The 22,264-nt window shown below is 34.1% G+C and carries 16 protein-coding genes and 2 pseudogenes; 11 read left to right on the forward strand and 7 right to left on the reverse strand.

What is annotated here, in order from left to right:
* Positions 1–267: 267 nt before the first annotated feature.
* Positions 268–636: a response regulator gene (locus F6K54_RS13170; protein WP_293078165.1), complete on the reverse strand. Its 369-nt coding sequence runs from the start codon at positions 634–636 to the stop codon at positions 268–270.
* Between the two features lie 1,071 nt (positions 637–1,707).
* Here F6K54_RS13170 and F6K54_RS13175 point away from each other — a divergent pair.
* Positions 1,708–4,920: a PAS domain S-box protein gene (locus F6K54_RS13175; RefSeq protein ID WP_293078167.1), complete on the forward strand. Its 3,213-nt coding sequence runs from the start codon at positions 1,708–1,710 to the stop codon at positions 4,918–4,920.
* A 207-nt stretch (positions 4,921–5,127) separates the two neighbouring features.
* On the opposite strand, the gene F6K54_RS13180 is transcribed toward F6K54_RS13175, so the two are convergent.
* Positions 5,128–5,253 carry a DUF4058 family protein gene (locus F6K54_RS13180; protein ID WP_293078169.1) on the reverse strand — a complete coding sequence of 42 codons (126 nt, stop codon included), beginning with the start codon at positions 5,251–5,253 and terminating at the stop codon, positions 5,128–5,130.
* A 576-nt stretch (positions 5,254–5,829) separates the two neighbouring features.
* On the opposite strand from F6K54_RS13180, the gene F6K54_RS13185 reads away from it, so the two are divergent.
* Together F6K54_RS13185 and F6K54_RS13190 are read left to right on the forward strand one after the other, a co-directional pair.
* Complete coding sequence (locus tag F6K54_RS13185; protein WP_293078171.1) at positions 5,830–6,666, forward strand: GAF domain-containing protein; 837 nt, start codon at positions 5,830–5,832, stop codon at positions 6,664–6,666.
* 43 nt (positions 6,667–6,709) lie between these two features.
* Entirely contained in the window at positions 6,710–7,372 is a 663-nt protein-coding gene (locus F6K54_RS13190; RefSeq protein ID WP_293078173.1) for a hypothetical protein, read from the forward strand.
* Positions 7,373–7,484: 112 nt separating this feature from the next.
* Here F6K54_RS13190 and F6K54_RS13195 read toward each other — a convergent pair whose 3' ends face one another.
* Both F6K54_RS13195 and F6K54_RS13200 read right to left on the reverse strand, forming a co-directional pair.
* Positions 7,485–8,813 (reverse strand): pentapeptide repeat-containing protein, encoded by a 1,329-nt coding sequence (locus tag F6K54_RS13195; protein ID WP_293078175.1) that lies wholly within the window; start codon positions 8,811–8,813, stop codon positions 7,485–7,487.
* 138 nt (positions 8,814–8,951) lie between these two features.
* Positions 8,952–9,518: pseudogene (locus F6K54_RS13200) on the reverse strand (Uma2 family endonuclease).
* Positions 9,519–9,708: 190 nt separating this feature from the next.
* Here F6K54_RS13200 and F6K54_RS13205 point away from each other — a divergent pair.
* The 3 genes from F6K54_RS13205 (at position 9,709) to F6K54_RS13215 (ending at position 10,275) form a co-directional block, all read left to right on the forward strand.
* Positions 9,709–9,837, forward strand: a complete 129-nt coding sequence (locus F6K54_RS13205; protein ID WP_293078177.1) for a hypothetical protein — start codon at positions 9,709–9,711, stop codon at positions 9,835–9,837.
* A 17-nt stretch (positions 9,838–9,854) separates the two neighbouring features.
* A complete protein-coding gene (locus F6K54_RS13210) occupies positions 9,855–9,983 on the forward strand; it encodes a hypothetical protein (RefSeq protein WP_293078179.1) in 129 nt (42 codons plus the stop codon).
* A 148-nt stretch (positions 9,984–10,131) separates the two neighbouring features.
* Positions 10,132–10,275 carry a hypothetical protein gene (locus F6K54_RS13215; RefSeq protein WP_293078181.1) on the forward strand — a complete coding sequence of 48 codons (144 nt, stop codon included), beginning with the start codon at positions 10,132–10,134 and terminating at the stop codon, positions 10,273–10,275.
* A gap of 308 nt (positions 10,276–10,583) precedes the next feature.
* On the opposite strand, the gene F6K54_RS13220 is transcribed toward F6K54_RS13215, so the two are convergent.
* Together F6K54_RS13220 and F6K54_RS13225 are read right to left on the reverse strand one after the other, a co-directional pair.
* Positions 10,584–12,530 (reverse strand): DUF6798 domain-containing protein, encoded by a 1,947-nt coding sequence (locus tag F6K54_RS13220; protein ID WP_293078183.1) that lies wholly within the window; start codon positions 12,528–12,530, stop codon positions 10,584–10,586.
* 848 nt (positions 12,531–13,378) lie between these two features.
* Complete coding sequence (locus tag F6K54_RS13225) at positions 13,379–13,564, reverse strand: CopG family transcriptional regulator (protein WP_293078185.1); 186 nt, start codon at positions 13,562–13,564, stop codon at positions 13,379–13,381.
* Between the two features lie 234 nt (positions 13,565–13,798).
* Between F6K54_RS13225 and F6K54_RS13230 the strand changes: the two are divergent.
* The 4 genes and pseudogenes from F6K54_RS13230 to F6K54_RS13245 all read left to right on the forward strand — a co-directional run.
* Positions 13,799–14,009, forward strand: a pseudogene (locus tag F6K54_RS13230) (M24 family metallopeptidase); the annotation flags it as partial.
* 34 nt (positions 14,010–14,043) lie between these two features.
* A complete protein-coding gene (locus tag F6K54_RS13235; protein WP_293078187.1) occupies positions 14,044–15,270 on the forward strand; it encodes a transposase in 1,227 nt (408 codons plus the stop codon).
* Positions 15,271–15,468: 198 nt separating this feature from the next.
* Entirely contained in the window at positions 15,469–17,145 is a 1,677-nt protein-coding gene (locus F6K54_RS13240) for a CHAT domain-containing protein (RefSeq protein ID WP_293078189.1), read from the forward strand.
* A 132-nt stretch (positions 17,146–17,277) separates the two neighbouring features.
* Complete coding sequence (locus F6K54_RS13245) at positions 17,278–17,889, forward strand: hypothetical protein (protein ID WP_293078191.1); 612 nt, start codon at positions 17,278–17,280, stop codon at positions 17,887–17,889.
* 986 nt (positions 17,890–18,875) lie between these two features.
* Here F6K54_RS13245 and crtR read toward each other — a convergent pair.
* Positions 18,876–19,811 (reverse strand): beta-carotene hydroxylase, encoded by a 936-nt coding sequence (gene crtR, locus F6K54_RS13250; RefSeq protein ID WP_293078200.1) that lies wholly within the window; start codon positions 19,809–19,811, stop codon positions 18,876–18,878.
* A gap of 1,063 nt (positions 19,812–20,874) precedes the next feature.
* Here crtR and F6K54_RS13255 point away from each other — a divergent pair.
* Positions 20,875–21,942 carry a transposase gene (locus F6K54_RS13255; RefSeq protein ID WP_293078192.1) on the forward strand — a complete coding sequence of 356 codons (1,068 nt, stop codon included), beginning with the start codon at positions 20,875–20,877 and terminating at the stop codon, positions 21,940–21,942.
* The last annotated feature ends 322 nt before the right edge of the window (positions 21,943–22,264 follow it).

The following is a 22,264-nucleotide window of genomic DNA, read 5'->3' on the forward strand; positions in this document are numbered from 1 at the left end:
CGATTTCGAATTGCAGTGTACCTGTTTCAGCCTAAAACGCTCAAAAAGGAGCGTATTTTACACAAGAGTTGGGCAGAAAAATCACTCTTACAATTCTTACTCCTACCTCCTCGCTCATTCCCTTTTTTCCTGTCTCCTGTCTCCTGTCTTCCCCTCCCCTCCTGGGAGGGGCGAGGGGTGGGTTGTCTCCTATCTTCCCCTCCTGGGAGGGGTTAGGGGTGGGTTAAAAGACTTTTTCAGCAAACTCTAATTATTAATTATTAATTATTAATTATTAATTATTAATTGTTGAATTACCTGATGTAACTTTTCTGCATCAAAAGGTTTAGTCAGATATTCTGTAGCACCAGCTAAATGTCCTTGAACTTTATCAAAAGAACTACCTCTTGCTGTCAACATAATAATTGGTAGATTTTGAAATTGAGGAATACTACGTATTGTCCGACAAAGTTCTAAACCATCTATACCAGGCATTAAAATATCTAACAAAATAACTGTCACCTGTTCATGGTATATCATTGACAAAGCATCTATAGCATTATCAGTTACTAATACCCGATATTCTTGACTCAAAGCTTGTTTAAAAATCTTATGCATAACAGTACTATCATCTACTGCTAAAATTGTTTTTTTCATATTTTTTTTCAGTTCCCGATATATTATTACCGAATAATTAATTATTAATTATTAATTATTAATTATTACTAGACATCTCCAATAATAAAAAATAAAATCAATTATTCCAAAGAAATTATCAATTATTTACCGAATAATTAACTAATTAATAATTAAATAATTCGCGCCTTGAAGCCTCCCCTTTTAAGGGGGAAAAAGCGGTCTCCGGATGGCGAGGTCCCCTCGCCATATCCAATCAACCAAGAGAAGAAATAATATTTCCTTATATTCAATCAAGAGCGGTTTTAACCAGAGCTAATTATCAATTATCCATTATCAATTATCCATTAATGAACCCTACTCCCTACTCCCTACTCCCTACTCCCTCTTTTCTGGAGATGTCTAATAATTAAATACAGCGGATTCCACTTTGGTGAGGTACACCCGCGCGAGCAAGATGCTCGGACTGGGAACATTTAATTATTAATATCTGTACTTCATATACTTGGAATCTGCTGTAATTTTAGTTTAAAGCCTCCCCCTTTCAAGGGTAAAAAAGTGGTCGAGGAATGGATGGGTTTCCTAGCCATATCCAATGGTTCAAGAGAAGAAATAATATTTCCTTATATTCAATCAAGAGCGGTTTTAACCATAGCTAATTATCAATTATCCATTATCAATTATCAATTAATGAATTCATCTCTTTGACTTTAAAGAGTATTTATTACTAAATTATTTACCAACAAATCTCAGTATTTTTTCATAATTGTCTACAAATAATAATTATTAGATTATAGCTTGAAAAAAAAATTCAACCCAAGCTTTACCCTACTCAAAAAAGTATTGTTTGCTAATTGCTGACTGACAATTATAGCTTGTTACTAGGTAGTAATTGTACAACGCCAAATCAATGATTAGATCAATTTGTAGTCAAAAACTGTTGGTTCATGCTATACTTATATAATAAATAAATGTAGCTCGATGCTTTTTAAAATTGTTAATATACTTAAAATAATATCATAGAGAAAGTAACAGTTAGTTACCCAATTATGAGCCATAAGAATAAAAAAACAAACAAATAAGGTCAATAAAATGGAAGTAAAATCACTATACCATTTATTAGCTCTTGAAACTTTCTTTGAAGAAACAGTAGAGTTAGCAGCAAACATCACTGAGGCTCCAATTGCATTTATTAGCTTTATGGATTCTAACTATATTTGGTTAAAGTCCCAAATAGGTATTCATCAGAAAAAAAATGACTACCTAGACTTTGTGAAAACTGTTCTAAGTACTTTTCCGGATACAGAAACAAAACCACTAATTATATCTAATACACTAGCTGATCGAAGGACAGCAAATCATAGTTTAGTAGTATCAGAAGCCAAAATTAGATTTTATGCTGGAATTCCCATTCATATCAATGGCAAACAAATTGGTATTTTATCAGTAATGGACTATGTATCCAGAGCGATAACAAATAAATGTCAGAAATTATTAGAAAAACTAAGCATTCATACCAGTACCCAAGTAAAATTACAACATAAACTGTATGACTTTAGTAGAAAATCCATCAAATTACAAGAAATAGCTGATGAAAATCAAGAGAAAAAAACACTACATCTGCTAGAAAGAGCGATCGCAGCCAGCAATAATGGCATAGTAATTTCTGATAATACTCAGCATGATAACCCTATTATTTACTGTAACTCAACTTTTGAAAGAATTACAGGCTACTCTCGTCAAGAAATATTAGGAAAAAACTGTAGATTTTTACAAGGTACTGACACCGATCCGGTAGCAGTATCTCAAATTCGTCAAGCAATGCAGTTAGAAACCAACTGCTTAGTTGTCTTAAAAAATTACCGCAAAGATGGTACTTTCTTCTGGAACGAATTAGCAATATCTCCAGTCAGAGGCAATGATGGTAGTCTGACAAACTTTATTGGTATCCAAACAGATATCACTAAAAAGAAACAAGCCGAAGAAGCACTCCGAGAAAGTGAAGCACGTTATCGACTCTTAACTAATAATTCTACTGATCTCATTTCTAGGCAAACTATAGAAGGTATATTTTTGTTCGCCTCTGCTGCCTGTCGTTATCTCCTGGGATACGAACCAAAAGAGCTAGTGGGACGTTGTATTTACGATGACTTATTCCACCCAGAAGACAAAAAATTATATGAACTAAACAACCTAAAACACCAAGAAAGCCATACCTTCACTCATCGACTACGCCACAAAAAAGGTCATTATATTTGGTTTGAAACTACTTGTCAAAAAATTAACGATCCACAAACAGGTAAAGTGATAGAATTAGTTGCAGTTTCACGAGACATCACAGAGCGTAAATGTATAGAAGCAGCTTTAATAGAAAGATCGCATTTATCAGCTCTAGAAGCTGAAGTAGGAATAGCTGTGGGAGAAGGTGGTTCTCTGAACGATATCCTTCAACGTTGTACCCAAGCACTCGTTACAGAACTAGATGTAATTTGCTCATGTATATGGACTCTTAACACTCAAAGCAGTCAACTAGAGCTACAAGCATTATCTGGTAAAAACTTAGAATTAGAAATCGAATATAGACAAAGACTACTGACTCCGAAAAATATCTTAACTTCTGAGAACCTAAATTCAAAAATTAAGTCTGACAACGAACAACAAATTCTCACCAATGATTTTACTCTACTGACTTCAGATCATCGAGTTGTTGGGGTTATATGTATATGGAGCAGTCAAGTTATTGGCGAGTCAGCTAGAGATGTACTCAATTGGATAGCTAATGCGATCGCTACTACTATAGATAAAGTTAAGACGCAAGAACAACTATTAAACAACCGAGAAGCATTACTATTTCGCCTTGCTAGCCAAATCAGAGATTCCCTTGATCTTGACAAAATATTAGAAACAGCAGTTACAGAAATTAGAAATCTTTTACAAATTGACCAATGTTTATTCATCTGGTGTTTACCCAATCAAATGAATGGCATTGCCGTCACCCATGAAGATTCTAACCCAGAAATATCAGTTTACACCCCAGATTATCCCACAGAACAGGTAAAAATTTTATCTGATAAAATTCGTAATCGTGAGATTATACGATTTGATAATATTGCAAAAATCAATCAATCTCATCTTGAACCAATACAGACATATCTGCAAAAATTGACAGTAAAATCTACATTATTGCTGCCATTACAAACTCTTTCTGGTCAACAAGGGGGAGTTATTTGTAACCAATATAGTAGTCCTCGACCTTGGAAAGATAGTGAAGTAGAATTATTGCAAGCAGTAGTAGACCAACTAGCGATCGCCATTGATCAAGCCGAACTTTATGCTCAAACCCGTGCTGCTGCTTTAGCTGCTCAAACTCAAGCTCACCACCTCACTGAAGCTTTACAGAATTTACAGCAAAAAGAAGCTCAGTTAATTCAGCAAGAAAAAATGTCATCTATAGGTCAAATGGTGGCAGGTTTAGCTCATGAGATTAATAATCCTGTGAACTTTATTCATGGCAATCTTACTTATGTTGAAAATTATATCAAAAGTATTCTGGAATTATTAAACATTTATCAAAAGTATTATCCAGATCCTATAACAGAAATTGAGGATAAAGTTGAAGATATAGACTTAGAATTTTTAATCGAAGACTTACCAAAAATTCTATCTTCAATGGAAATGGGAACCGAACGTATCCGTCAAATTGTCTTATCTTTGAGAAACTTTTCCCGTCATGACGAAGCAGAAAAGAAAATAGTAGATATCCATGAAGGTATTGATAGCACCTTATTAATTTTAGATCACCGAATTAAATCAAGCGGAAAAGATTCTGGAATTGAAATTATTAAAGAGTATGGTAAATTACCGAAATTAGAGTGTTTCCCAGGGCAACTAAATCAAGTATTTCTGAACATTTTTAATAATGCAATTGATGCCCTCGAAAGTCAACAAAAACCAAGGCAAATTAAAATTACTACCCAGATTAATTCTGAATCTGCAGAAACAGTAAATAATTTTAATGAAAATCAACATCTATCCACAGCTAATCTCAAATATGCTGTCATATCTATTAAAGATAATGGTCCAGGAATGACAGAAAATACAATTAATCGAGTTTTCGATCCCTTTTTCACCACTAAACAAGTAGGTAAAGGAACAGGTCTTGGTCTTTCTATTAGTTACCAAATTATAGTGGAAAAACATTCTGGTATTTTGAAATGCACTTCACAACCAAAAGAAGGGACAGAGTTTATCATTCAGCTACCAATTAAAGAATCTAGAGTTCTTGAATCAATAATTTCAACTTAAGTCTTTAGGAGTCAGGAGGAAAGAAAGAAGCAAGAAAGAAGAGGAGGAAAAGGAGAAAGTTTTTTTATCACTAATTATCGGGACATACAGCGCTTTTCAAATTGATGAACCACATCGCCATAACTAAAACCCTGTAGGGACGTTGCATGCAACGTCCCTACTGTGGTCTACTGAAATGAAAACCGCTGTAATATAATTTGATTTTTATTATTTGTAGATGTCTACAGTCAGATGCACCCTCGCTTGATAAAGTCGTCTTCGTTTCTGACGATAATTTGTCAGACCAGGTTCGCGCTTATTAACTGGAGAAAGCACTTCAATCCCAAATTCCACACGTCAAATTGTAACATTAAAAGTAGTATAAAAATCCGTAGCTGGTCAAGTATTAAGTATTTATACTATATAAATTATCTTCATTTACCTTTCTCATTTATCAAATGCTTAGGAAAATATTCAGCAAGCCCTACTTCTTTAATTGTTGAGTCATAATTAACCACTATGATTTCCTCCTGAATTTTGAATTCTGACTCCTAGTTTTATACTACATATTGAAGTATGCAATGTAGGTTTAATATCTATAGTTTTTATATCCTATTAATATTGAGAACTAAAGTTTTTTCTGCTTTGAAAAATCAAGAATATTACATTTATCTTTTTCTTTATAATCAGCTATCTGCACGAGAATCTTACAAGCTATACAGATTGACTAGATATTAAGTGTAATATGGTTAATAGTCATTATAAAATTGACTAAAGTTCTATTATTTACAGTTGAGACCCTTATGGAAAAGATTTTGACTAAACCTTTGAATAGTGCCAATAAAATTTACGAAGTATTAAGGGTCATTAAGAAAAGTGATCAAAAAGTTGAGCCAGAAACTAAATCTAATTGCTGGGGAGATGTACAAGGTGAAATACTCAAATCATTCACAAGAGCCTTTAAATAATATTTGTATACAAGTCATTGATTCATTTGTAAAAAATCAAAACAATGCTTTTAAAGCAGGTGTTCTGCGAATGAAAGATGATGATTCTGATACTCTAAAAACCGAAGCTACATTTCTTGAGGATGGAGTGAGTTCTAAAAGAAATAATAGTCATAGAGAACGAAATGATGAAGAATTCTTGTGGATGGCATATAACCAAAAAGAATATTTGATTGTTCCAGATTTACAAGAATCAATTCAAACACAAGATCGGCCTATCTTTAGAAATAAAGATTGGATAAAACATAATGGTTTTAAATCTACCGGATGTTTTCCACTTGTAGCAAAAGGGAGAATTGTAGGAACTTTCTCTTTATATACTGGAGCTGAATATTTATTCTTTCCTGAAATGATTGAACAGGGGAAAAAAGTAGCTGATATATTAGCTTCTATTATCCTAAATATAAAGCTCGAAAACCAAAGGCGTAAACTTCAAGCGTCTATTCCTACTCAAAGTCAAATTGAAGTAAAGTTTAAAAAATTAGCCGAACAGTGGAAGCATTGGAAGTCTAAAGTTTGGTTTCTACCCTTTACACAAAAGTTAACTCATCCAGCTTATCAGCAAATAATCGCTCTTGGGCATGATGCCATACCTCTTTTACTAAAGGAGTTAGCTCAAAATGATGAGCCTGACCATTGGTTTTATGCTTTAATTGCAATTACGGGCGAAAACCCTATCGCAGAAGAACAAAGAGGCAGAATAATTGAAATGAAAGAAGCTTGGATTAAGTGGGGAAAAACTAAAGGTTATATTAATTAAAAGATTAGAAAAGCTTGAATTAGATTAGGAAAAAGCAAAGATTATGCCAATTATAAAGAAGTCTATATCAAATAGATGTCAAGAGAAATTAGAAGTTAATAACCTTGTTACTAAGGTTTCAACTGAGTTTTCTAATAGAGATAATTTCGTTAGAAATATTATATATCCAAGGAAATTAACAGTTAATAACCTTGTTATTAAGTTTTCTAATTTACCTAAGATACTTCGTTGGCAACAAGAAAAGGTTATGCCAGAGATTGAAAAAACATTTCCTGGTTTGTCATCTGGTAACTATCAAGTGATTGATGGCTCAATGAACAAAAAATACAATGCAGTAGCTTGGGCAATAGGAGAACAAGAAAAAGACCGATGGTGGGAACCAGATGATTTAGGTACTTATTATTGGCCTCATCCTGTGCCAAGACAAGATACTTTAGAAGCTTATACAGAAGTTTTTGAACTTCATGGCTATTCTCGTTGTCCGGGAAATAATGAAAATCTTGAACGTGGTTTTGAAAAGGTAGCAATTTATTGTAAAGAGGGAAAGCCATTGCATGTAGCAAGACAACTACCTGATGGGCAATGGACAAGCAAACTTGGTGAAGGTCAATGTATTACTCACAAGACTCTTGCTTCTTTAGAAGGTGAAAATTTTGGTACTGTTTACCGAGTTTTAATAAGACCGAGAAGAAAAAAAAATCGGTAGTCCTCCTCGCCTAATGGTAATGGGGATTAACAATGTCTAGCAAGGGAACAAGATACTATCAATGTTCCCTTGAACAAAATAATTACAATGAACCACCACCAAAAAACCTAGTTTAATCCTCCTGATTTATGGGAGATAAACCTAATTCTTTTCTAAAGTCTTCACTATAAATGCCAAATTCCCAATCTTTTGCTGCTTTAATCTGCTCTACTTTTAACTCTTTTGCTCCAAAAAAGTTTGTTTTATTACTTATTATTGCCCCATCTAAATTAGCTCCCTTAAAGTTAGCATTACTTAGATCGGCACCTTCTAGATCGGCATTCATAAGTTTGGCTTCAGTAAAGTTAACTTGGTAAAGATAAGCTAACTTAAGATTAGCTTTACTTAAATCAGCTCCTGTTAATATAGCATTTTCTAGATTAGCATTTTCTAGATTAGCATTTTCTAGATTAGCATTTTCTAGATTAGCTTCTATAAGAACAGTTTCTTCAAGGTTAGTATTTTTCAAATTAGCCTTTCTAAAATAAGCACCCTTAAGATCCCCTTGAGCAAGTTTAGTATTACTTAAATCAAGGTTTCTGTCCTTTTGATATTTGCTAAGTTCCCCAAGAATAGAAATGGCCACCAGAGTGCTATTAGTTGATACAGAAGAGGTATCGTTTGAATTATTTGGAGGATTTGGAGAAGTTTCCCGAATAAAAGAAATCATAACTTTCATAATTGTCCAACGATCTTGTTCAGAATCATTTGCTATTCGCTCTAAAGCGTAAATTCCTCCTAGTTGAACAAGTTTGTCACTGTCACTTTTATTTCCTAATTGTTCAACTGCTTTGCTAAATCTTTCTGCAACTTGCTTCTGTTCAGTTGCCTCAACATTACGCAATGAAAAGTAAGCAGTGACAAAGAAAAACATTCCACCAACGGCTTGAATTATAGTTCCATAGATAGCATTCTGAGCATTAGCTTTATCTTTTTCTATAAAAAGCAAATCTTTTTGCAAAGTTAGTTTATCTTTAAGTAGCAGTTCGTTTGTTGGTGCTAATTCATCAATGTCACTTTGTAGATTTTCAATTTTATGAACTAAACTATAGAAATTACTATTCTCAATTTGCAAATTTAATTTATCTTTAAGTTGTATTTCATCTGTTTGTATTAGGTCATCAATTTCATTTTGTAGATTTTCAATTTTCTGAACTAAACTATGGAAATTTCTATTCTCAATTTGCAAATTTAATTTATCTTTAAGTAGCAGTTCGTTTGTTGGTGCTAGTTCATCAATATCATTTTGTAGATTTTCAATTTTCTGAACTAAATTGTGTAAAATACTATTCTCAATCCAAATACTACCTTTCACGAAAATAGTGATGATAATTAATACTAAAATTATCGGCAAAAGCAAATTTTTTAAAATTTTTGAATTGATAAATTTTGGTTCATTCATGAAATACATTCTTGGATTTTATGAATATGCTTGAGCTATTTGAATGGGTTCATAAAAAAACAGACATTAGAGATGAAATTTGACTCAAACAAACCCACAATAAAGTTTCCATAACTCTACACTAAATTTGTCACAAATTTATTCATCTTCATCAAACACAGGAGGCCAAAGTTCAACAATAGGCAATTCCCACCCACCAAAAAGTTCAAGAATAGTCAATTTATCTCCATTTCTCAATTCAATTTCTTCACCATTGGAACGATAAACCACAACTATTTCCTCATCAGAGTCTATCAAAATTCCTACTTTCGCTCCTAATTCGAAATACTTCTTTATTTTCTCTTTTAAAGGTTTGATTCTGTCACTTTGAGATTTAATTTATACTACTAAATCAGGTGTTAATTCTCCAAAATAACTAACGCTTTTTTTGAGACGTGGGGCACGAACAAAGGAAACGTCAGGTACTTTTAAATTAGAATCAGAAATAATAAAACCAGCACTAGAATCAAATAAATGTCCGAGACGACGTGGATAAACCCAGTTAGAAAGAGAAGTTATTAAACGAACGCCTATTTCGCTAGAAAAAATATCTGACGGACTCATAACTAATATTTTTCCTTCCTCTAATTCTAGTTGATAATCTAAGCCTGCTTGATTAAGATTATCTTGCAATATTTCTAAGTCTTTAACTATGAGATTTGACATAATGAATAGGGAGTAGGGAGTAGGAAGAATTATAAAAATGTAGGTTGGGTAGAACGACAGCTATATCGCTGTGTTTTTTGATGATTCATATTCTATTTAACTATTGTCCAATAGTTATTGCTCTGCACTTCCAAGCGATCGCTGTGTTTTTTGATGATTCATATTCTATTTAACTATTGTCCAATAGTTATTGCTCTGCACTGCCAAGCGATCGCTGTGTTTTTTGATGATTCATATTCTATTTAACTATTGTCCAATAGTTATTGCTCTGCACTGCCAAGCGATCGCTGTGTTTTTTGATGATTCATATTCTATTTAACTATTGTCCAATAGTTATTGCTCTGCACTGCCAAGCGATCGCTGTGTTTTTTGATGATTCATATTCTATTTAACTATTGCCCAATAGTTATTACTCTGCACTGCCAAGCGATCGCTGTGTTTTTTGATGATTCATATTCTATTTAACTATTGTCCAATAGTTATGACTTTCCTGAGATAGCGATCGCTGTGTTTTTTGATGATTCATATTCTATTTAACTATTGTCCAATAGTTATGATTCTGCACTGCCAAGCGATCGCTGTGTTTTTTGATGATTCATATTCTATTTAACTATTGTCCAATAGTTATGACTTTCCTGAGATAGCGATCGCTGTGTTTTTTGATGATTCATATTCTATTTATCTATTGTCCAATAGTTATGACTTTCCTGAGATAGCGATCGCTGTGTTTTTTGATGATTCATATTCTATTTATTAGGACTTACGCAGATACGCTATATATAGAGTTCAAAACTATTAAACAATAGTTTATGGACTCTATAAATAGTGCCTTTGCCTAAGTCCTGTTTATCTATTGTCCAATAGTTATTACTCTGCTGATTAAACCTCAAAGCTTTTGCAGGTAAAAGTTTCAGTTTTTTTCTCCTCAAACATTGATGTTCTATTTATCTATTGTCCAATAGTTACAGCAGTTTCCGCACATTATGAAGTACATATGTGGAACAAGTACGGCAGCTATATACTTTCATGCAACAAAGCCATTCGGGTTGATAAATCAATCCTCTACTAATCAGAATTTATTTGAAAAATCACCCATTCCCCTTCTCGAATCAGAACTTTTCCTTCAATATCTCCATGCCATTTAACCCTAGTCAAAATATATTCAGCGCCATATTTTTTCGCCACATTAACTAATTCTTTTCCCGTCTGTTGTGGAAACAAAATTTCCATCGCTCCTACCGCTAATTTATCATTCAAAGGTACGCCAAAAACGTCCTCCATTCGATTTTTCCACTCCCTAATTCCGCTATCTGTTTGAGGAAAATGTTTAAAGTCTACAATAACTGCCCTCTCAGAAAAAAACTGAAAATTTGACACAAATGGAGGAATTAAAATTATGTCGTCTTTATTGCTAATTTGTTTAAATCGTAAAGCCAACTTCGTCACTTCATTTTGAGGAATTCTGTTGAATTTTACCTGTTGTTGAAATACCTCTAAAAATTTTCCTGGCAATGCCTCAAATAATCCGAAAATGAATACTAAAGTTGTGACTCCAGTCAAACTATAAGTAATTAAATATTTCCTGACGATGTAGCTGCCGCTAGGCTCCGCCAACGCTAAATCAACTTCATCCAAAATAAACGGAAATATTAACACCAAAAATAAACTAAGTTTTGCCAATAAATGATGAAAACTTGAATCTGTCGGTGATTGCCATAAGTAAAATATTAATCCAGTTAAAACTATTAACCAGACTACTAATTTGTAACTCCATTTCTCCAAAAAAAACAATCCCACCGATAAAATAAAAAAGCAAATTCCTTGATACGGCACAGGCAAAATTAGAGATATTATCAATAGTAAACCAACTCCTAAATTACCCTGTTGATATAAGCGATCGCTCAAAATACCCACAGCAATAAATATCATCAATTGAGCAAAAGGAACAGTTCGCGCTAACTGCAACTTAGCAAATAAAGCTAGTGGATAAACTTCCACAAAAATATAACCCAAAAACAAAGCAAAAATTGACTCTGCAATAATTAGGTAAAATTTCCATTTCTCATTCTCAAAAAATCTTACATTAGTAAAAATTGAATCTTTTTTCCTTCCTGTTATCTCTTCTATCTTGCCTTTTCCCGACTTATGCAAAAAATCTTCCGATCGAACAATATCAACTTTGTGAATACACAAACATCCACCCAAAATAAAACAGATAAAATCCAGTCTAATTTTCCAATTCCAATAAGCAGGAATAATATGATGAGGATTTCTCACCCAACCGTAGATGAAAACAAATTCTTCATTACTCAACTTATCAGTGCTAGTCGTACCAGTTAATACCATTGGCAGATAAACTAAACTTGCCAACCCAAATAAAATAATTAACGGCAAAATAATTTGTTTAAGCCGCCGATTTTTTATCGCTTCAATGAACATAATTGGTATCATCATTATTCCCGGCAAAACCCCAACTAAAAACTGTAATATTGAAGCAATACCAAAAAATAAATAACCAATTATCCATTTTTGCCGAAAACAGAAATAAATCCCCCAAACTGTTAGACTCATCGCAAATGTGGCAGGTATGGGAGTATTAGGAAAAAATTCTAAATATCCAATTAAAGTGTAGGCTTTTAAACTTAGAAAAATTAAAACTGCCGTAGATAATTTTGAGGTGGTAAAAATTTTACTAATTGCAGATAAACCCCAGATAAAACCAATAAATGAAATCAGATAATAAATCAAATATGTGAGAGAAATACTACCAGTAACTTTGCTGAGAAAATAAACTAAATGTTGATAGTAATATCTAGGGGTAAACTGCAACATTTCCTGAACATAGTAATCATTAACATAGAGTTCAGGATTCAACATTGATTTAATTTGAGGAACATGGGTGTAGTGATTTCCTACTGGAAAAGTGTATCCTCTAGTAATAAATGCACCGAGAACTAAAAAAATAAATAGAGATAAAGTAAAGTGCCAACTATATTTTTTAAGATGCCACATTTGTTGTGTAAGAAGGAAGAAGGAAGAGGGAAAAAGGAAGAAGGAAGAGGGAAAAAGGAAGAAGGAAGAGGGAAGAGGAAAAAAGGAAGAAGGAAGAGGGAAAATCTATAAAATCAACACTCTTGTTCTGAGTATTTTGATGTTTTTAAGTAAATTTTATCTAAAAGTAAAACGGGTGCATCTCATAGCAAGCAAAAATACTTTTTTCCTATATATTCCCTGTTCCCAGCTCCGGTGTTCCCTAAAGGCGATAAATTTTTGGCTTTATTCACGCATTGAGATGCACCCAGTAAAACTTTACTTAACTAGCTATCAGTTATCAAAAATACAGCAGATTCCTCGCATAAGAAGTACAGATATTAACAATTAAATTTTTCCAGTGCGGGCATCTTGCCCGCGACGGGCGTACCTCACCAAGGTGGAATCCGCTGTATTCTTTGTTTTCGTGTTGTAAAATTTTGATTTTACTCCCTTTAAAAACTCTAAATTATTGAGAAAAGAATGCTATTTAGTACTGCTAGAAAATCTAGTTAATACCTAACATTTTCTTTCTCATAATCAGGAAAAAGTAAGAATAAAAATCTCTAAAATCAATATCCTTTAGAAAATATATTTAATACCTAATAACGTAAGCATTTCCTGCGGAATGCTTCCCTACGGGATGCTACGCAAACGCAAACAGCTATTAGCTGTCAGCTATCAGCAAAAAGAATCTCTCAACATAGGGCAGTGTTTCAATTAATATAGGCTTTAAGAACAAGAGAGGTAAATTGTGTAGTAAGACAATTAATAGAGCTTTTATCCTAAAGTAATAGCTGATAGCTGATGGCTGAATGCTTACCTAACACCTAATACCTAACACCTTCTTTTACAGGATCTTGATCGTTTCTATGTTCTTGTAAACCTCGCTCAATTAACTTGCCCACCAACCAAGATACGGAACGTTCATTCTCTTTTGCCCACCCCTCTAATTCTTTTTTCCACTCTGGAGGAATATAAGCTACAACTCTATCTAAATCTGTTTTTCCGCCCATTTTAAACACCTAATACTTATTTTTTCGATCTTAAGCATACAAAAAATTGACTAACTTGTGTTGTGCTATGCTTTGCTATGATGATATATACTAGCAAAGTATAGCAAATACATCTTTAACCAATTAATAATTGATAATTAATCCCCACAGGTTTAAAGCCTCTTGTGATATTCAATTCCGTAACGGTTTTAACCAGAGGTAATTATCCATTATTCATTAATGAAGTCCGGCCATGAAGGAGATATTATCAATTATAGATATTACCCCCATTCTCGATGGCCACCATGGCGATACTTCCAGAACATTTCTAATAGGGAACCCATCAGCCTCAGCCCGAAAATTGGTAAAAGTAACCAAAGAGTGTATGATGCTAGGGATTGCTGAAATAAAACCAGGGGCAAGAGTTAGAGATATTGGGGCAGCAATTCAGGAATATGCCGAAGCTAACCATTGAGTCACTATCAGCTACAATTTAAGATATGAAGCTAGTTGAACGTCATGTTATTACCAAATCGTATTATTTGTGGTCACAAGTTGACCACAAAGCTTTTTTGTCAAAAAATCTGTTCAATTTAGCTAACTATTATTATCGTCAATACCTCTTTGAAAACAAAAAGAAATTAAATTTTAATCAACTGTATCATCTAGTATCTAAGAGTTACGATTATCAAGCTTTACCTACCAAGGTAAGTAAGCAAATAATCAGGAGATTAGACTCAGCTTGGAATAGTTATTTTTCAGCCTTAAGAGAGTGGAAAAAACAGCCAAATAAATTTTTAGGGAAACCAAAAATCCCAAAATACAAGCATAAGACAAAAGGCCGAAATATTCTGCCCTATCCGAATGAATCAATTTACAAAAAAGCCTTAAAAACAGGAATTTTTCATCTGTCAATGAGTGAAATAAAAATACCCACTGCACAGACAGAAATAATAGAGGCAAGAATTATCCCCAAAAGTAGCTGTTATATAATAGAAATAGTCTATGAAAAATCGGAGGAAACAACAGAAAATAAACAAATAGCAGGAGTAGATTTAGGAGTAAATAATTTAATAGCTGTAACGACAAATAAAACAGGAACTGCACCTCTTTTGATTAAAGGCAGACCATTAAAAGCAATTAACACCTTTTATAATAAACAACGCTCTTATTTACAATCTCAATTAAAAACCAACCATAATAGATGCAATTCTAATCGGTTAAAAAAATTAACTCACCAACGGAATTTTCGAGTAGAGAACTATCTTCATACAGCAAGTAAAAGAGTAATAGATTGGTGTGTTAACCATGAAATAGGAATCTTAATCATTGGGCAGAATCAGAATTGGAAACAAGAGATAAAATTAGGGAAAAAGAACAATCAACAATTTGTGAACATCCCTCACTATAGGTTAATAGAGATGTTAACGTATAAAGCCCAATTAAGAGGAATAAAATTAATAATTACAGAAGAATCTTATACATCTCAATCGAGCTGCTTAGATGGGGATGATTTACCAAAATATGGAGATAAAAAACCGAAATTTAGTGGAAAAAGAGTAACAAGAGGATTGTATAAAACCAGGGAAAATAAATTATTAAATGCAGATGTAAATGGGTCATTCAATATAATTAAAAAAGTAATTCCTGATGTCTTTGACCAGGGAATAAAGGGTTTGCCGTTTAACCCTGTAGTGGTCGTTCCACTTCGAACGACTAAGCTTTAAGGTCTTTGAGTAACTTTGAGTAAGTTTAGTTGAGCGGTAGAAATTCTCACCTTAAATTAATTAAAAAAAACCAATTTTCTGTATAAATTAAGTTATAGATGTCTCGTTTTGAAATGAAGGCTTAAGACATAAAATAATATAGGTAAATTAGCATAGATTTCTTTGAGTACATTTAAAATATAGTTTAAAAAAAATTGAATGCCTTTCCCACCAGAAAGTCCTTGCCTAAATATAGCGATCGCCCGCCTGAATATCCCAGAAGCTAATCATTTTGCCATCTGGGTAATGCAGGCTCCTTTCCAACGGGGATATGTCCATCACGATCAAATTTGGCCAGAAACCTTGTCACAAGCTTGGAAGGCCTGGTTAGAAGTATTCTCTCCCCAAAGTTTACCTGCTATTCCCATCGGAACACCTCAACCAGCTTTAGCATCAACTCCAAATATTCATCCTGCCCCTGCTTCCAACGTCAAAATTAATCGTACCAGTCGCCTGATGCAAAATTTGGGTATTAGCCTATGGCAGTGGCTATTTCAAGGAGAAATTGCTCAAAGTCTCCACCAAAGTCAAGGTATTGCCATTGGGCAAGAACTGCCCTTACAGGTAAGATTGGACATTCGGACACCCGAATTAATTGCCCTACCCTGGGAAATCATGCAACCAGGAATTTCTTTACCTGCTTTTTCTCTAAGTAGAGAAATTTTGTTTAGTCGTACTACCAGTGACGTTCACTCCTTACCACCTCGCCCACCTTCCCCATATTTGAATATTTTGCTGGTGATGGGGGAAAGTTCGCCTCAAGAACAATCATCTTCAGCTAAAGACCACCAATTTTCTACTTTGTCCAAATTAGAACTAGAAGAAGAAGCAGCTCGAATAACTGAGGTTTTAAAACCCCGCGAGATTACAAACCAAAATTTACACAGAGTTAATTCTTTTGTACCTTGCAGAGTCGATACATTAATTCAACCGACTCCAGAAAAATTAATTTCCCATCTAGATAAAAAAATTTATAACGTACTTTTTTATGCTGGCCATGGTAAACCAGGCCCAGATGGCGGTTGGTTATTTTTAGCACCTGAGACTACTATCAATGGTACTGAGCTAGCTCAAGTTCTGGTCCGCAATGGAGTAACCTTGGCAGTATTCAATGCTTGCTGGGGAGCGCAACCAGCTACAGATATATCTTCTGGTCAAGTCGAGGCCATACCGCGCAGTAGTCTAGCAGAGGTCTTAATTCATCATGGAGTACCAGCAGTTTTAGGAATGCGAGATGAAATTGCTGATGGAGAAGCTTTGAGTTTTATTCAAGTTTTTGCCCAATGCTTGAGAGAGGGAATGTTGATAGATCAAGCAGTAGCTGTGGCTAGGCAACAGTTATTAACTCTTTATAGATTTAATCAACCTGCTTGGACTTTACCAGTATTATATATGCACCCGGAGTTCAATGGTCAATTAATTCAAGTTTTCGATGAGTTGGTAACTCAACTACCCACTAACTCTCCGACTTGGATTGGTAGTTCAACTTCTAGGGCTTTTTTACGTTCTCAAGATAATAATAGTGAGGTTTGGCCTATTTGGCCTGGTACGATCGCGGTTGGACGTTCTCAGGAAAATGATGTGGTGATTTTTGAGCGGTGGGTTTCCCAAAAACACGCTGAAATTTTTTCTCGTCGTTTTCCGGGGGAACAGGTTACACCCACTTATTTTTTAAAAGATATTTCTCGTTTTGGTACTTTAATTTATCAGTCTGGTGATTGGCAAAGAATCCATCGTGATGAGGTTGCCATAACATCAGGAACACTGCTAAAATTTGGCAGTTCTCAAGGTCAAGCTTTTGAGTTTGTGATTGAAACAGTAAAAGATTTTAGCTAGTTAATCTAAGTTTAGAATTGCGGAACTAGCTAGGTTGCTTTTGTAGCTGATTAAGTAGGAAATAACAATATTGCTAATTACCTACTTCTATGTTTAATAGAAGATGAATTATTTTTACTCAGGAATAAAATTATGAATGATCAGCCTTCCCACTCTCAGTTTTCTGCTAATAATTCTACCCAAGTAGAATTGGATTTATTGAATTCTATAGTTCTTGATGATATTGCTTATCCTTGGAATCCTGAAGCAGCAGAATCAGATACTTATTTTGATGCTCTTGAACAGGAACTACCATTGTCTGATTTACTAACCGATCTGGAAATGACTTCCGCCTGCGAAGAATTTTATAGTCAAACCAATCTACTTTTTTCTGCGATTGATATCCAGAATTCCTTATCTGAGAAGTTTTCAGGTCTTGCTCCTAAGAATTTACTCAACAAGTTAGGCAAAATTGCTGTTAATGTTGTCGATCGGGTGAATAGTTTAGGATCTATTCTATCTCTTTCAGACCAATTAGTACATTGTGTCAGCGAAGTTTTACCAGGTTGGGATTTGGAAGATTTGGAAGTAATGGCGCGTCCCCTAGCTTATGCGATGCGTGGTAGTCATAATGATGCAGTAGAAAATACTTTGGCAACAATTCAATCAACTTCTTGGTATGATTTGTCAGAAGTTGAACAAGCACGATTGAGTTTAGCGATCGCGCTCTATGCTATATCTAATATATCTAAAGCTAATAATTAATTTTTATCTCCCCAATTTAATATTTTAATAAAAAATAGCAAGCGGTTTTTAGTTTTTTTAATGCTCAATATTTAATTCTGAGCAACTGAACTGAGAACTGCTATATTTTTTTCTTAAAAAGTTATAACCCACATTCCGCACAAGAAAATTTAGCAACCGAAGAAGGAGTCAGGAGACAGGAGACAGGAGACAGAATTTTAGAAGAAAATCATAGCTGCCGTGATTGAGTAGTCATAAGAGCAAGTATTTATGCTTAATTTTTTACTCGGAATTTGATGAACGAAAAAAGTAATTAAGATGATTTGTAACATATAAAGTATAACTCAAAAGTCATGCATTAAGAAGAAAATTATAATGGTCAATAGAAATCAACGATTCAGCAAGTATTTATGCTGAATATTTGACTGAGAATTTGACTCCTGATCGAGGTAAATGAAGATAATTTATATAGTATAAATATTTAAGCAACCTCAGGATTTTATACTAATTTTTATGTTACAAATTGAAGTACGAAATGTAGGTTATAATTAGGGTTTGCTGATTAAATCTAAAAGTATAACAACGTGCGCTGGCATATTTACACATTATTTTTGGTACACCTTTTCGCTTACTGCACTTTGAGCTGAACATTGTAAATACCTGAGCGCTCATTGCTATAGTCATTCCAGTTAAGATTGAGACAAGGATTTCTTACCTTGAAAGAGTTTCAGCTAAAAAAGTGTTCCAGTCTTATTCAGAATGACAATATATGTTGGGGATCGTCTCCACGAAAAGCAGCTCGACTAGCACTATTAATAATAGTGCCACCGTCATTTCAGTTATCAGTTATCATTGGCTTCCATACCAACTGATTTTTGGAAGCTATCAGTAATCATACAGAAAAATTGCGGGCTATCTAAAAACTTATCTGCTAGAACAAAGGACAAAAATATCGGAAAAATCAATCATAGTAATTCACAAAAATATTATTTGATTAGTTCAAAAATTTATTGATGAGACTCAATTTTTTCTAATGTTAATTTCCCCTTTCCCTGGGGTTGAACTTGCTGGTGCTTATGAAGCCTAATTCCTAAAAAAACATCATACAAAAAGCTCCAAAAATTTTTGCCTTGCAATAATCCTAAAGATTGAGGAGAACCTTTAACATCTAATAATGGCTTCATAACTTCATAAGCAGGCTTGTAATTATACCAAGGTATAGAAGGCCATAAATGATGAATTAAATGGTAATTCTGTCCACAAATCAGAATGTTGAGAAAGCCACTTGGATAAACTCTAGCATTGTGCCAGCGATCGCGTTCCTGAAAAGGACGATGAGGTAAATAATCAAAAAATAATCCTAGAGCTAAACCAACAACTAAAGCAGGAGAAAACCAATAATTTAAAATATAATCCACAAACCCAAAATATATGGACACACCTATAACTGTGAATACTACTAAACGGCTAAAAAACCATTCCCAGAGTTCAAATTTCCGCCAAAGTCGTCTTTTAAAAAAGAAGATTTCATGGTAAAAAAAGCGGGCTGCAATTAGCCATAAGGGGCCACCAGTAGAAACAAAATGATCTGGGTCATTTTCTGGATCGTTAACGTGGGCATGATGTTGTAGATGTACTCTTGTAAATACTGGGAAAGCAAAACCTAACATCAACGCACTACCGTGACCTAAAATAGCATTAACTAACCGATTCTTATGGGCTGAATTATGGGACGCATCGTGAATCACTGTTCCTGCCATATGTAGAGCTAGAACATTCATCAAGAAACAACACCAGCCAGGAAAGTGCCAGTACCAGTAACCGCAGGTTGAGGAAACTATTATTCCTACAGCACTCAAAAACATGAGTAAGTTAGTATTTAAGCCTCCAGACGGGCTTAGTAACTCTCTTGGGACTGTCGTTTGCAGCCCTGCCTCCAACATTTTGATTTGCACTCCTCTATAAATTAATTGAGACTTTTTTTTATTACAATACGATATAGACAAAATTTTGTAAAGATATATGAAATAATATTAATATAAACAAAATAATTAGGGTCTGCTGAAAAAGTCTTATGAGTGAGGGTAGGAGACAGGAGACAGGAGACAGGAGACAGGAGAAATGGGAATGTAGAGGAGGTAGGATTAACAATTGTCAGAATGATTTTTCTGCCATAGTCTTGCCTAAAATACTAACTTTTTGAGCATAAAGAGCTGAAAAATTTGCACTTTTTAAAAGCCCCAAAAATGCTAAAGCCTTTATATGTCAATGCTTTTAGATTTAATCAGCAAGCCCTAATTAGAATCTTTAGTTATGGGAGAAATTAAATAAAGTTAATCGCGATCCCGATCATAGAGACCCCGATCCTAAAACTTAAATTAGAAAAAATACAGATTGTTGCTAATTAAACAATTTTAAGAGTAAAAAGTAATTATTAATAGTTACATTGACATCCTTTGAGTATGGTAGTCTAAGGTATCAATCTTGCCCAGTACCATAATCATAAATAAATTAGGTAGAAGGCAGAGGGCAGAAGGCAGAAGGAAAAATTGCTTATGGATTACCCCAAACAATTTTAAGCACCCCCATTGACCAAAAAATAAGGTCTCAAGCATCCCCTTTCAAAGGGAGGCTTTAAACCAGAATTATTTAATTATTAATTATTAATTATTAATTATTAATTATTAATTATTCGGTAACTTTGTCCAAGAGTGAATCAACTTTCTTTAATAATTAATTAAAGAAATATAATTTGTTTTTTCAACTATATATATAGCGTAATTACCTAAATAACACGGGAGCATGAAAGCCATCGTCTTTTAAGCGATGGATGAAAGGCGAGTCGTCGGATTTTAATCCGAAGTATTTTATTTTACCGAAAAGCGACGTTGAAGCTCCCCCGTGTTTCAACCGGGACATAAAAACAAGAGAGTTATTTAGACTAGACAACTTTAGTTGTCCTCTGTTACTATGATCGACAATAACTTTTCGGTCCGCCCGTTTCAAATGTACTGTTGTCAGCAAGTTTTAGTAGGTAAAAATCCTGAATTAATTGCTATCTTAAAATTCTTGTGCGAACAGTCTCACAAACTAACTAACATGGGAATATATTATGGCAGACAATTATATTTTAAGTCTCACAAAACTCTGGGTAAGTATGACTTAGAAAAAGTATACAAAAAGAACAACCACTATAAAGTTTTATATTCACAAGCAGCGCAACAAATATTGAGAACTGTAGCGGAATCATTTCGCTCTTATTATGGTCTTATTATTGCGTATAGTGAAGGTAAAATCACAAACAGACCAAGGATTCCTAACTATAGAAAAAAAGGAGGATTAGCTACAGTTAGTTATCCGGCTCAAGCATTAAAACTTAAAGGTAATCAAATTAGAGTACCATTAGGCAATACCTGTAAGCGCTGGTTTGGTCTAGATTGCTTCTTAATTCCCATTCCTAGTATAAGAGCATTTTATGCTATTAAAGAACTGAGAATATTACCCAGAAATAGATGTTTTTATTGGGAATTTATGTATAAAAAAGAAGTGGTAATTAAACCTCTATTAAATCAAGAAAATGTCTTAGGAATAGACCATGGTGTAAATAATTGGTTGACCTGTGTATCCAATGTAAATACGAGTTTGATAGTAGATGGGAAACACCCACCCCTATCCCCTCCCGGGAGGGGAAATAAAGGGGTGGGTTGGTACAACAAACAGATATCAACTATTAAAGAAAATAAACCTTTGGGATTTTGGTCAAATAGACTAGCTGCCATTACAGAAAAGCGTGATTGCTTCGTTCCTCGCAACCAAATTCGTGACGGTATAAATAAAGCAGCCAGAATAGTAATTAATCATTGTTTAAAAAATTCTATAGGTACAATTGTTTTGGGTTGGAATAAAGGTCAGAAAAATCAAATAGAATTAGGAAAAAAAAGTAATTCAGAATTTGTACCAATTCCCACAGCTAGACTCAAAGAAAGAATAGCTCAGTTGTGCGATGAATATGGAATAATATTTATAGAAACACCAAGAGAGTTATACAAGTATTGCTTCATTTTTAGATGGTGACAATCTGCCTATTTATGGTGAGAAACCCAATGATTGGAAACCGTCACCGAAAAGAATAAAGCGTGGTTTGTAATAGGAGTGGTAATAATTGTTTTGTGAATGCAGACTGTAATGGGGCTGCAAATATAATTGCAAAAGTAAGCAGCAAAGCTGTAGGGGCGATTCGCGAATCGCCCCTACTTAAGCCGACTGTGTAGGGGCACTTTGACTTGTCCCCAGAGAGTGTATCTTTGGTCAGCTAAGAAGAAACCTAGTGCAGGATGGCGGAAATAACTAACCAGTTAAAAAAGGTTCAAAAGCTTGTACAATAACCTTTCTTCCC

Origin of the sequence: Okeania sp. SIO3B5, from assembly GCF_010692555.1 — a bacterium.
Taxonomy (GTDB): Bacteria; Cyanobacteriota; Cyanobacteriia; order Cyanobacteriales; family Microcoleaceae; genus Okeania.